The 12,833-nt window shown below is 54.1% G+C and carries 7 protein-coding genes, 1 tRNA gene and 2 pseudogenes; 4 read left to right on the top strand and 6 right to left on the bottom strand.

The genetic code is table 11. The annotated features are described in order from the left end of the window. Nucleotides 1-78: 78 nt before the first annotated feature. Together meaB and scpA are read right to left on the bottom strand one after the other, a co-directional pair. Nucleotides 79-1,083: a methylmalonyl Co-A mutase-associated GTPase MeaB gene (meaB, locus tag CLU84_RS08705; protein WP_199173710.1), complete on the bottom strand. Its 1,005-nt coding sequence runs from the start codon at nt 1,081-1,083 to the stop codon at nt 79-81. Between the two features lie 43 nt (nt 1,084-1,126). Beyond that, the gene (gene scpA / locus CLU84_RS08700; RefSeq protein ID WP_099736856.1) at nt 1,127-3,301 is read right to left on the bottom strand and encodes a methylmalonyl-CoA mutase; all 2,175 of its coding nucleotides are present in this window, start codon (nt 3,299-3,301) and stop codon (nt 1,127-1,129) included. A gap of 121 nt (nt 3,302-3,422) precedes the next feature. On the opposite strand from scpA, the gene CLU84_RS08695 reads away from it, so the two are divergent. The 3 genes from CLU84_RS08695 to CLU84_RS08685 all read left to right on the top strand — a co-directional run bounded on the left by CLU84_RS08695 (nt 3,423) and on the right by CLU84_RS08685 (nt 7,805). Further along, nucleotides 3,423-4,058 carry a GntR family transcriptional regulator gene (locus tag CLU84_RS08695; protein WP_099736855.1) on the top strand — a complete coding sequence of 212 codons (636 nt, stop codon included), beginning with the start codon at nt 3,423-3,425 and terminating at the stop codon, nt 4,056-4,058. Nucleotides 4,059-4,224: 166 nt separating this feature from the next. Beyond that, on the top strand, nt 4,225-5,763 hold the full coding sequence (locus tag CLU84_RS08690) for an MHYT domain-containing protein (RefSeq protein WP_099736854.1): 1,539 nt from the start codon (nt 4,225-4,227) through the stop codon (nt 5,761-5,763). A gap of 89 nt (nt 5,764-5,852) precedes the next feature. Beyond that, nucleotides 5,853-7,805: a long-chain fatty acid--CoA ligase gene (locus CLU84_RS08685; RefSeq protein ID WP_099736853.1), complete on the top strand. Its 1,953-nt coding sequence runs from the start codon at nt 5,853-5,855 to the stop codon at nt 7,803-7,805. Between the two features lie 151 nt (nt 7,806-7,956). Here CLU84_RS08685 and CLU84_RS08680 read toward each other — a convergent pair. The 3 genes and pseudogenes from CLU84_RS08680 to CLU84_RS22170 all read right to left on the bottom strand — a co-directional run bounded on the left by CLU84_RS08680 (nt 7,957) and on the right by CLU84_RS22170 (nt 8,956). Next, nucleotides 7,957-8,311 (bottom strand): annotated as a pseudogene (locus CLU84_RS08680) (DUF1428 domain-containing protein). Between the two features lie 293 nt (nt 8,312-8,604). Then, nucleotides 8,605-8,681 (bottom strand) — tRNA-Met (locus tag CLU84_RS08675). 128 nt (nt 8,682-8,809) lie between these two features. Beyond that, on the bottom strand, nt 8,810-8,956 hold the full coding sequence (locus tag CLU84_RS22170) for a hypothetical protein (RefSeq protein ID WP_199173709.1): 147 nt from the start codon (nt 8,954-8,956) through the stop codon (nt 8,810-8,812). A 142-nt stretch (nt 8,957-9,098) separates the two neighbouring features. Here CLU84_RS22170 and CLU84_RS08670 point away from each other — a divergent pair. Then, a pseudogene (locus tag CLU84_RS08670) lies at nt 9,099-9,954 on the top strand (helix-turn-helix domain-containing protein). A 780-nt stretch (nt 9,955-10,734) separates the two neighbouring features. Here CLU84_RS08670 and CLU84_RS08665 read toward each other — a convergent pair. Beyond that, the gene (locus tag CLU84_RS08665) at nt 10,735-12,198 is read right to left on the bottom strand and encodes a phosphoethanolamine transferase (RefSeq protein WP_233209981.1); all 1,464 of its coding nucleotides are present in this window, start codon (nt 12,196-12,198) and stop codon (nt 10,735-10,737) included. Nucleotides 12,199-12,833 lie beyond the last annotated feature (635 nt).

Here is a 12,833-nt window from a genome sequence, read left to right as displayed (position 1 = left end):
GCTTGTCCTCTATCGTGATTTGGGTTGCTTGTCTCGCAAGTTGTAATGCGATGCTATGGTAATAAGAGCTGCTAGCGCCTACTGCATTTGGGCTAGAAGTAGATTTCTTGCTGCGGTACTAGCCGCAATACGGCCTGCGGCCACATCGCCCTGAAGGACGGGGAGCATGGCCTTGACCTGCGGGTGCTGGCGAAACGCCTGCTTGAGGCCAAAGTCAATGCGCTCCCACATCCAGGCCAGCGACTGCTTTTCGCGGCGCAGTTGCAGGCGGCCGTTGGTGGTCTGCATGTCTCTGAAGCTGCTGACTGCCGCCCAGAAATCGTCCACCCCGTTGCCCAGCAAGGCGCTGATCTGAATCACACGTGGCTGCCAGAGCGCGCCATGCGTGGCGTGGTCCGGGTTGCCATGCATGCCCAGCAAACGCAGGCTCGATGTAATTTGTGCCTGCGCACGCATGGCAGCTTTGGGATCAATGTCGGCCTTGTTGATGACCACCAGGTCAGCCAGCTCCATCACGCCTTTTTTGATGGCTTGCAGATCGTCGCCTGCATTGGGTAGCTGCAGCACGCAGAACATATCGGCCATGCCATGCACGGCAATTTCGCTCTGGCCCACGCCCACGGTCTCGATGATGACCACGTCATAGCCTGCGGCTTCGCAGACCAGCATGGCTTCACGCGTTTTCTCGGCCACACCGCCCAGAGTCCCGCTGGACGGACTGGGGCGGATATAGGCTTCCATACGCATGGAAAGATGCTCCATGCGGGTCTTGTCACCCAGAATGGAGCCGCCAGAGACCGAGGACGATGGATCAATCGCCAGCACCGCCACGCGCAGGCCCTTGCCAATCAGGTAAATACCCAGCGCTTCAATAAACGTCGATTTACCGACGCCCGGCACCCCGCTGATGCCAAGGCGAAATGCCTTGCCCGTGTGCGGCAGCAGGGCCGTGAGCAAGCCATCGGCCTGCTCACGGTGGTCGGCGCGGGAGGATTCCAGCAAGGTGATGGCCTTGGCCATCGCCCGGCGCTGCACGGCAGCGTTGCCATGCAGGATGCCGTCTTGCATTTGCTCAGGTGTCACTTCGTGTTCGCCTTTGCTATCTTGCTTGTCAATACGCCGGGGCTTAAATGCCGTTGGCTTTCTTGATTTGCTCCAGCACATCCTTGGCGCTGGCAGGAATGGGGGTGCCGGGGCCATACACGCCCTTGACGCCTGCGCTGTACAGGAAGTCATAGTCCTGCGCTGGAATCACGCCACCGACAAAGACGATGATGTCGTCCGCGCCCTGAGCCTTCAGCTCGGCAATGATGGCGGGCACCAGAGTCTTGTGACCCGCAGCTAGCGTGGAGACACCCACGGCATGCACGTCATTCTCAATGGCCTGACGAGCGCATTCTTCGGGTGTCTGGAACAGCGGGCCCATGTCCACGTCGTAGCCCAGGTCGGCAAAAGCGGTAGCCACCACTTTGGCACCACGGTCGTGACCGTCCTGGCCCAGCTTGGCCACCATCACACGAGGGCGACGACCCAGTGTTTCAGAAGCGGCGTTGATCTCTTCCTTGAGCTTGTCCCAGCCTTCGGCGGAGTCATAAGCGGCAGCGTACACACCGGTCACCTTTTGCGTATCAGCGCGGTGGCGGCCAAAGGCTTTTTCCATCGCATCAGAGACTTCACCCACCGTAGCGCGCAGGCGCACGGCCTTGATGGCCAGATCCAGCAGATTGCCCTCACCGGACTCTGCTGCAGAAGTGATAGCTGCCAGCGCTTGCTCCACCTGGGCTGTATCGCGCTTTGCCTTGATGCTATTCAAACGGGCAATCTGGCTGTCACGGACCTTGACGTTGTCCACATCCAGAATTTCGATGGGGTCTTCCTTGGCCAGCTTGTACTTGTTGACACCAACGATGACTTCCTTGCCAGAATCAATGCGAGCCTGTTTTTCAGCAGCCGCGGCTTCGATCTTGAGCTTGGCCCAGCCGCTATCCACAGCAGCCGTCATGCCGCCCATGGCATCTACTTCTTCGATGATCTTCCAGGCGGCGTTGGCCATGTCCTGGGTCAGCTTTTCCATCATGTAGGAACCGGCCCAGGGGTCGATCACATTGGTGATGTGGGTTTCTTCCTGAATGATGAGCTGGGTGTTGCGGGCAATGCGGGCCGAGAATTCAGTGGGCAGTGCAATGGCTTCATCCAGCGCATTCGTGTGCAGCGACTGGGTGCCACCAAACACGGCTGCCATGGCTTCGATGGTGGTGCGCACCACGTTGTTGTACGGGTCCTGTTCGGTCAGCGACCAGCCCGAGGTCTGGCAGTGAGTGCGCAGCATCAGGCTCTTGGGATTCTTGGCGCCGGTTTCCTTCATGATGCGGCACCACAGCAGGCGTGCGGCACGCATTTTGGCGATCTCCAGGTAGAAGTTCATGCCAATCGCCCAGAAGAAGGACAGGCGGCCGGCGAAGGCATCCACGTCCATGCCCTTGTCGATGGCGGTCTTCACGTACTCTTTGCCGTCGGCCAGCGTAAAGGCCAGCTCCAGCGCCTGATTGGCACCGGCTTCCTGCATGTGATAGCCCGAAATCGAGATCGAGTTGAACTTGGGCATGTTCGTGCTCGTGTACTCGATGATGTCGCCAATGATCTTCATCGACGGCTTGGGCGGGTAGATATAGGTATTGCGCACCATGAACTCTTTCAGAATGTCGTTCTGAATCGTTCCTGCCAGCTGGTCTTGCGACACGCCCTGCTCTTCAGCCGCAACCACGTAACCTGCCAGCACGGGCAGCACGGCGCCGTTCATGGTCATGGAGACTGACACCTTGTCCAGAGGAATCTGGTCAAACAAGATCTTCATGTCCTCGACCGAGTCAATGGCCACGCCGGCCTTGCCCACGTCGCCCGTCACGCGGGGGTGATCGGAGTCGTAGCCGCGGTGCGTGGCCAGGTCAAAAGCGACAGACACGCCCTGGCCACCGGCAGCCAGTGCCTTGCGGTAGAAGGCGTTGGATTCTTCAGCGGTAGAGAAACCAGCGTACTGGCGAATCGTCCAGGGGCGGCCTGCATACATGGTGGCCTGCGGGCCACGAATGTAGGGGGCAAAGCCCGGCAGCGTGTTGGTGTGCTGCAGGTCTGCGGTGTCTTCAGCCGTGTACAGGGGTTTGACGGTGATGCCGTCAGGCGTGACCCAGTTCAGGTTGTTGATATCACCGCCGGGCGATACCTTGTTCGCAGCCTTTGTCCAGGCTTGCAGATCTGCTGCAGCAAATTCTTGTTGGCCCTGTTTCGCGTTCTCTTGGCTCATGTTGTCTCTCGTCTGCGGTGCGCGCAGTGAAGGTTGGAATTGCGGTGAACTACCTATTTGCAGCAAGTGTACATGATTCATAATTATGAATTCAAAATACTTGCGCATATAATTGCCCGTAATGACGACCAAAATGCTTACACCCCTCGCGCTATATGAACAGGTCGCTGAGCAGTTGCGCCAACGTATCTTTCAGCAAGAACTGGAGCCTGGTGCCTGGATTGACGAACTCAAGATTGCCGAGGAATACGGCATCAGTCGCACTCCCTTGCGTGAAGCATTGAAGGTTCTTGCCGCTGAAGGTCTGGTGACCATGAAATTGCGCCGCGGTGCCTATGTGACTGAGGTTTCGCGCAAGGACATCGCGGACGTCTACCACCTGCTGAGCCTGCTGGAGGCCGATGCAGCCTCAGAAGTCGCTGGCAAGGCCACCGATGAAGAGCTGCAGCGCCTGCAGCAGACCCACGAAGAACTCAAACGGCATACGGCTGACGCTGAGCGCTTTTTCGCGCTCAACGAAAGCTTTCACATGCAGATTCTGGATGTTGCCAACAACCGCTGGCGCAATCAGCTCGTGGCCGACCTGCGAAAGGTGATGAAACTCAACCGCCACAAATCGCTATTTAAGCAAGGCCGAATTGAGGACTCTCTGGCCGAGCACGATGCCATCATGCTGGCGCTGCTGCAACGCAAGCCACAAGTTGCCATGAACGCGGTAAAGCAGCATTTTTCCAATGGACTGGAAGCCGCGATTTAAATCAAGCATCACCTTGTACGCCTCTATTCGTGAACAATCGTCTTTGACAGCGTTTTTGAAGGCAGCCTAGGATTAATCCTACAAATTAAGTAAATAGGATTACCTAATTTGTGCGATCCTAGGGAAAGTAACTGAATGTGCTTTCATTCTTTCAAGAAGACTATTCATGCAGGCGCAATTTTTTTGGACTCCATCTCCTGAAGCACAATTGCAACAAGGCGAACACGATCCCTTTCTCGTTTTGCTGTCGCTGGCTGTTTGCTGTATTGCTTCGGGTCAGGCGTTACGCCTTGCGGCATTTGCACGTCAGGCCGTTACACCGCAGCTACGCTGCTGGTCCATTGTGGGAGGCTCGCTGGCGCTGGGCACCGGAATCTGGGCCATGCATTTCATTGGAATGCTGGCCTATTCTTTACATGGTGTTGTTCATTACGAACTTTTATTGACGATTCTGTCCATTCTGCCCGGCATCGCGGCCTCAGCGGTTGCCATTACCTTGCTGTCACGTAATGAACTCAGCTTCAAACAGCTGGTGCTTGGAGGATTAATTGTAGGCGTTGGCATTGCCACCATGCATTACAGCGGCATGGCAGCCATGCGCATGCAGTCGCCTTATCAATACTCCCCCTTCTGGTTTGCTGTTTCACTGATAGTGGGAGTAGCACTGGCAACGTTGGCACTCTGGGTGCATTTTGGCCTGATGCGTTTTAGAGTCAAGCATGCCACGCTGCGCAAAGCGCTGGCAGCTCTCATCATGGGCGGTGCCATTGCAGGCATGCATTACATCGCCATGCTGGCGCTGCGGGTGACTGCCGATCACGGCAACCACAGCATGCCCCCAACCAATGACAAGCTGATTCTTTCGCTGACCATTGCCTTGATTACCCTTGCAATTGGCGGCCTGATTGCACAGGCAAACGCTTTGATTCATTACCGCACGCACTGGCAAAAAGTGGATATGAATGAGGCCCGTCTGAGCGCCTTGGTCAATATGGCAGCTGACGGAATTATCTGCATCGATAACAATGGTCGCGTTACCGATTACAACCCGGCTGCTGAAGCCATTTTTGGCTGGGCCGCAGAGGAAGTGCTGGGCCAGAATGTAAAAATGCTCATGCCTCAAGCGTTGTCCAGCCAACATGATCATTATCTTGATCGCCATGAAGCAGGTCAGCGTAATGCCGCTGCGCCTCTGAAAAACAAAATTTCTGAAGTACTTGGTCAGAACAAGCAAGGTACCTTGGTGCCACTGCGCTTGGCATTAAGTCAGGCCGAAGCACGTGGCCAGCGTATTTATGTTGGTCTGCTGACCGATTTATCTGATCGCAAAAGAACAGAGCGCCAGTTGCATATTGCGGCCACTGTTTTTGACCATTCCTATGAAGGCATGGTGGTACTGGATGCCAACCGCAAAATGGTTGATATCAACCCAGCCTTTGAACGCATCAGTGGACTGAGTCGCAAAATTGCCAAGAACAAGGAATTCGTCAGCCTGTTTATTCAAGATGAAGAAGGTACGCAGTGGCGTGAAATCTGGACTGCAATTGGCCGTAACGGACACTGGCAAGGCTCTTGCACCATGCGCCATGATGGCCATAACCACCAGATTTCCTTAACCTCAGTACGTGACGAGCAGCAACGTCTACATCACTACATTGCCGTGTGTTATCAGCAGGTCGATATTCCGCTAGGCGCTGCTAATTAAGCGACTGAGACCGCACATATTTATTTCATTTTTGCAGACCGCTATCATTCACGAGGCAGCAACCGGCCTGCTTTCTGAAGGTTAAGTGTATGAATCATCAAAGTGTGACCGATGTACTGGGCCTGCAAGCTCTGACCACCAGTCTGACGATTGGGCAAGCTCAGACCTTGCCAGAGCTTCTGGGCATCCGGGTCCGCACTACTCCCGATGGCGAGGCCTATCGCGAATTTGATGAACGCGCCAACCACTGGAAAAGTTTGACGTGGGCTGACACGGCCGTCCGCGTTGCGCGTTGGAGCCGAGCGCTTTGCGCATCCAGCCAGCCCCAAGGCGCACGTGTTGCCATCTTGCTACCCAATGGTTTTGATGCCATTTCTATCGACCAAGCCTGCCTGCGCTGCGGCTATGTACCCGTACCGCTGCACGCCATTGATAACGCCGGAAGCATTGCCTACATTCTTGCGGACTCAGGCGCTTCATTGTTGGTAGTTGCCGAAACCACGGCTTGGGATCGTATCTGCGCCACAGGTCAGGACTTACCAGCGTTACAAGCCATCATCCACACCCAGCAAGCCACGCAAGAGAGCACAGCGAAAGGCCGCCCGGCAGAGACAGATGGTTCTGAAGACGCCGTTAGAGCCCTGCGTGCCAAACCCGTGATTGCCTTGTCTGCATGGCTACAGACAGGCGAAAAAAGTAGCGCTAATCTCCCTGCTCTGCCCCAGAAAACTGATCTGGCGTGCATCGTCTATACCTCAGGCACGACGGGTAAACCCAAGGGAGTGATGCTCACGCATGACAACGTGGTCAGCGATGTGCACGCCGTCATGCAGAGAGTGATTGCTTTTCCTGAAGATGTTTTTCTCTCCTTCCTCCCCCTGTCCCACACATTCGAAAGAACCACGGGCTACTACTTGGCCGTGGCCACGGGCTCCTGCGTGGCATACGCCCGCTCTGTGGCCTTGCTTTCTCAGGATTTGAAAAACATCAGGCCAACAGTGCTGATCTCTGTTCCACGCATCTATGAGCGTGTGTACGCGAAGGTGCTGGAAACGCTGGCATTGAGCCCCAATAAGCACAAGCTGTTTGAGGCGGCAGTTGATAGAGGCTGGCGCACCTTCTGCGCCCAGCAAGGCATTCCCTTTTTCAACACCCAAAACACGGAGCAAAGCCCCTGTCGTTGGGCCTCTTTGATACCCGCTTGGCTTTTACGCAAACTGGTGGCACAGCCCTTGCTTGCCCAATTTGGCGGGCGCTTGCGTATCGCCGTCAGCGGAGGAGCCCCGCTCTCCCCAACAATTGCGCGAAGTTTTCTAGGCCTGGGACTGCCCATGGTGCAAGGCTATGGCATGACGGAAACAGCTCCCGTCGTCAGCGCCAATGGGCTGGATGACAACTGGCCTGATACGGTAGGTAAAGTGCTGCCTGGTATTCAAGCTCGCATTGGCGAAGATCAGGAGCTGCAGATTTCAGGCCCTGTCGTTATGCAAGGCTACTGGAATCGCCCTGAAGATACTGCCAAGGCATTCACCGCCGATGGATGGCTGAAAACGGGTGATCAGGCAGCCATTGAAAACGGTCGCATTCGCATCAAAGGGCGAATCAAGGAAATTATCGTCACATCGACTGGCGAAAAGGTTCCGCCCAATGATGTGGAGCAGGCCATCATGGTCGATCCTTTGTTTGAGCAGGTCTTTGTGGTGGGCGAAGACGCTCCATTTATTGCCTGTGTAGCCGTGGTCAACATTGTGGAATGGCAAATGATGGCCAAGAGTCTAGGGCTGAATCCAGAAGATGACATCAGCCTGCAGCACTCTTCCGCCAAGCGTGAGGCATTAGCCCGGATTGAAAAGCAGACCCGCAGCTTCGCCCGATATGCCGTGCCCAGAGCCGTTCATCTGGTCAAGGATTTATGGAACATTGATAACAGCTTGATGACACCTACCCTCAAGCTCAAGCGTAAGAACCTGATGGCGTTCTATGAGAAAGACATTGCTCTGATGTACGGAACCCCAATCGATAACTGGAAAAGCAGGGGTTGATTGTTGGTTCACTGAGGATTTTTGAATACGAGATAACTATATGTAAGTTACATTAAAAATCAGAAATGGAAAGGGAAAAGCTCATGTCTTTTTCATTGAGTAGTAACACGAGGCCTTGAACGTCAATCTGCAATGGCATCCTTGTCGCGCCTCAATGCGGCCTATGCCATTCATTTCGTTCAGGCCTTAACTTCCAAACTTCCACCACCTGTTCAAAGCCATCTAATGGCATTAACGGGTTGCAGGGCGTAGAGGGATCTATGTGCTGGTCTTTCATCATCTTTTTCATGGCAGCGTCTCGCCGTAGCCTTGTCCGGCCATTCCACCCACGAAAAAGCCACCGTTTCCTCGTCGGTAACTTTGCCATCGGGGACATCACCTCCCCCCCCAATCACACGGATGGCTCCCAGCTCGATGAATATCGGGTCAAGTTTGCGTGCATGCACAATGAACGTCGCCTTGTTTGCGGTGGGCACAGCGATTACGAAACCATCGATATAGGACATGGGTTCACTCTTTACCAATTGAACAGAAACTGCCAGCTCAACTCATGTAGATGTGCTCTCCTCGATGTACATGAGCATCAAGTCAGGCAAGGATTTCGACGATAGCTGGGCGAGCAGCGACAAGAACAAGCAGTACTCTTGATACGCAGATATCCTAATCTTCGACTCGGTCTCCCTTGGAATCACTACCGCAATGGTTCGGATTCCCTGCTACCGTCGCCTACGTGCATAGAAGCTGACATTTTTGCCGCCGCAATGCAAAAAGCCCCGACCATTACTGATCGGGGCTTTGATGGTTGCGAGGGCCGGATTTGAACCAACGACCTTCGGGTTATGAGCCCGACGAGCTACCAGACTGCTCCACCTCGCGATATTCCACGTCGGGGGCCAGCCACCTATCTTAGGCACTAGGTTTTTTACCCAACATTCTAATTCTACCACATATGTATAAATTCACAGCATCGATGAATTGACAGTGGTAAACCACCTTCGCCTTTGCTACTTGTTTTCAACCAACGTCTCAGATGCCACAGAGGGCAACCTTTCCTCTGGAGCCGTAGCTTTCTTCTGGGCTTTCTCAGCCTTCTTTTTCTTCTTATCTAGTTCTCGTTGACGTTTTTCAAACTGGTAGTTTGGCTTGGGCATCAGGCGATTCCTTTTGTTGAGTTATTCCGTTCACCATACCTCATATGAAACGTTAGAAGTGGCTCCGGTTTTTTGAACAAGTAGCTAAGCGAGATCTTTCCGTAAAAATGGCCCTGGGACAGGGCCGAATTTGGAGAGATCTATGAGCATCAAATCAAGACGTAAACACAGCGCCACCTTCAAAGCCAAGGTCGCACTCGAGGCGGTGCGCGGTGAGTGCACCGTGGCTGAGCTGGCTCAGCTGTATAAAGTCCACCCCAGCCAGATTGCCGATTGGAAGCGGCTACTGCAGGAGCTGGCTGCCGATGTCTTCGGTGCAGCGCTGGCTCCCGCAGCACCTGCGGTGGATCTCAAAAAGCTGCATGCCAAAATTGGACAGCTGACCTTGGAGAAGGATTTTTTGCACGGTGCGCTGAGCAAGGCGGGATTGCTCAGCGACAAGCGATGATTGACCGTCGCCATGGCCTGCCAATCAGTCGCCAGGCACAGCTCATGCGCATCAGCCGAGGCTCTGTCTATTACCGCCGCAAGCCACCATGTGATGGCCAAGTGCAGTTGATGCACAGCTTGGATGCTTTGCATGTGGCCCATCCCTTTGCAGGCTCCCGCATGCTCAAAGGGCTGCTGCAGCGTCAGGGGCATTGAGTGGGCCGCAGGCATATACGGACGCTGATGAAACGCATGTGCATGACACCGCTGTATTGCAAGCCCCGCACCAGTGCGCGTCATCCGCAGCACAAGGTCTATCCCTATCTGCTGCGCAACAAGACGGTCACGCATGCCAATCAAGTCTGGGCCATGGACATCGCAAGGGGGCTTGGCGTGACAACGTCTTTGTGGAGCGCCTGTGGCGTTCCATCAAGTACGAAGAGGTCTACCTTAAAGCCTATGACAGCGTGCGTGCCGCACGCTGTGGAATTGCGAAATACGTGCACCAAGCCACCCCTGATGAGGTGTACTTTGCAGCATTGCCGTTTGCACCAATGCAAGCTGCATAGTCCCGAGGACCTCGCTTAGGCACTGGGTTGAGTTGTTCAAACCACTGGGACCACTTCTGTTCAAGAGGCCTTAACTCAGCCAGAGGCGTTTTAAATGAAGCGAGTTGCTAATCCACGCCAGCCTGACAAGGACAAGGATCCGCATCGACTAGGACTAGGTCGTGCAGGAGCTGGGCAGCATGGGCCCGTGTCCTGCAAACCTGCCCGCATACGACAAACTGCAACGCGGCGGCTTAGTGGGCCGGACGCGCGTGGTGGACTTCGTACAGGAATCCAGCTCGAAGTGGAAATAGGAAGACAACTGGGACTTTGTTCTGCGCGACAGGCGCCCTATCTCTGATCACCTCTGGAAGGGAAAGCCCAGTTCTTCAACACACCCAACGACGTGTTTGCAGTCACAGAGCTTCGACTTGTGTATGAAACCACTTCATGAACAAACACTTGCATTGCTGGCAATCTAAGATGATGCGAACATATCACTGGAGAAATGCTGCATGGCGTTCTTCGGCCTGAGCCCCAAGTGCAAAGCCAAAGCCGCAAACAAGCTAGCATTACCCATACTTATTTATCGACTGAGGTCTAACAAGAGCTAGTGGTTTGGGGATGCGAGCAAACTGGCTGCATATATTGATCAAAAGAAAGGTCAGGCTGAGCAGGAATGGAAATCTGTTCCGTGCTAACCGATAGATTGAACCTGGTGCCGCTCTCAGCTACAGCATGCAGGAGCAGACTACGAGGTGCAGTAACCAGCTATAAGCTGTCGTTCATCGCATGAAGAACTCACTTTGTGAAAGAGTTCACAGCCATTGGCAAGCGCGGCTCTTCCCATTGATAGGGATTGCTCAAAACATTGCGCTCCAGCGGTTGGGGGGTCCAGTGGATATCAAGCAGATCAGCTACAGTCCATGCGGCCCAATCCGAACGAAATGGCCTCTCTGAAACGCCCTCTGGCGGGCTTTCCGACGACGGCGCTTGCCAAATAATGGCGGGAATACGGTAGCCGGCTTCAGTGCTTGAGCTGTGTCCTGCATGGTTACGGACATGCCCAACTTCCTGACCATGATCTGACAAATACATCCATGCGACCTTACCTTTAGGCGGGGTCACGGATTTGGTGAGGCGAAGCATTTCCGCTACGATATGATCGTGATACAGCAGCGCTGCATCATACTCTTGGCGTTGTCGGCGCACCCACAAGGATGTGCCTTTGCTTTTCAGCGACGCCTCAATGGCATCTACTTCATCATCAAATGGATTCTGACCTTTGGGGTAACGCAGGCTGTAATGCGGATGAGCGCCCAGCATGTGAACCACAATAAATTTGCGCTCGGAAGGTGCATCAAGAGCTGACTTCAGCTCATCGAGCATTTCCCCGTCCAGAGATACAGAGGAACGCCCCGGCGAGCGATTCACCATCTGCACGATATCAGCCAGCCGGGCATGCTGCTGCTCGATACCGACATCATCGTGATTGCTGATCCACCAAACTTTGTAGCCTGAAGCTCGAGCCAGTGCGATCAAGTGATGGGACTGCGTTGAGCTCGGGGCACCAAAGCCAAACAAGTTGCGCACCGCTGGCAGGGTACTGGAATCAACAGACCACGCATTGCGAAACACGGTCATTTGATCCCCTGAATTCCTCTGTTGCTCTTGAAGCTGAGGTGTCGTTTGCCTTAGATATCCATATAGCGACAGGTTGTCTCGATTAATGCTTTCGCTGAGAGCTAGCACAACGGTCGACGGTCCAGCGCTCGTCAAGACTGGCTTTGCTTGAATAGCGAGACCAAGCAACCTTGCTCGCTCAACATGTTGATCAGCCAAGCTGGCTTTTAGATTGTTAGCGGAGTGAACCCACTGAGTCCAAAATACAGCGGGATGCAGCCTGCGCCAAGGCTTGCTTAGATACGCTACCACACACACAAGCACCACAATCAACGTAAACACTACGAGTCTTTTATCTTTGCGCACGCCCCTGAAGACATTTCGCCCTGTGATATGCCACACAAGCAAAGCGACTAAGGCGAGGCCGCAGCAAATAAGCGCGACACTATGCCAGTGCATTGATAGATATTCGGAGCTTTCACGCCAGTTGGTATTGGCAATAGCACCTAAAACCATAGCCCCCTCTGGCGACGATTCGTACAGCTCCATCAAATAAGCACGAATGGCGCCGTCTAGTGCAAAAAGCATCACCCAGATAAAAGCCAGAAAATGTCGAGCCTTTATCCAAACAGGACTGCGCATGGGCCATGCCAGCCAAATGAGTACAGGCACCATGAGTACCAGCAACTGAGCAACTCGTCGGCCGCTGTGCCCCAGAAGGATAAAAAATAGGGCAATTGCGGCTAAGGTACATAGCCAAGGCCAGGGTACGTGCTTACCCCGCAGCGCAGAGGAATCACTAGTGATCGATGTTTGGGACAAGACGCTTAACTCATGAAAATTCACTACAGCAGCAGAGTACTCTTCAGGCACGGGAGGAATGACTAGCTCACTCTCCAGAACCTCTTGCTGCATCGAACGCAATAGCTTTTCGACCTGCTCATTGGATTGAGCAAGCGAATACTTCTGCTAAGTTATGTGTCTTTAGTGCTGAAGTTGGCGCTAGCGGCGCGATCCTAGCATTTTTTGTTTCATATCAAAGCAATGCTGTAGAAGTTTGATGGGCGGGATGCTGGTGACGGCTTGTAGATTCGCAAGCGACGATCGCTGGACTGACTCATATACACAAAAGTGGACCGCCCCATGCCACGATGCCTTTTGCATCGCTGACATAATCCTGCAGTATGTGCTTGAGAGTTACGAGACCTTGCATAGGCTGGCCAGTGGACTGAGCCTCCTCGATCTCCGATTCGCGGCGGCGTAACCATTCCTGCACA

Source organism: Comamonas sp. 26 (assembly GCF_002754475.1).
In the GTDB taxonomy this organism is placed as follows: Bacteria; Pseudomonadota; Gammaproteobacteria; order Burkholderiales; family Burkholderiaceae_C; genus Comamonas.
Note: the sequence above shows the minus strand (reverse complement) of the source record. Positions and strands in the feature narration are given on the sequence as shown.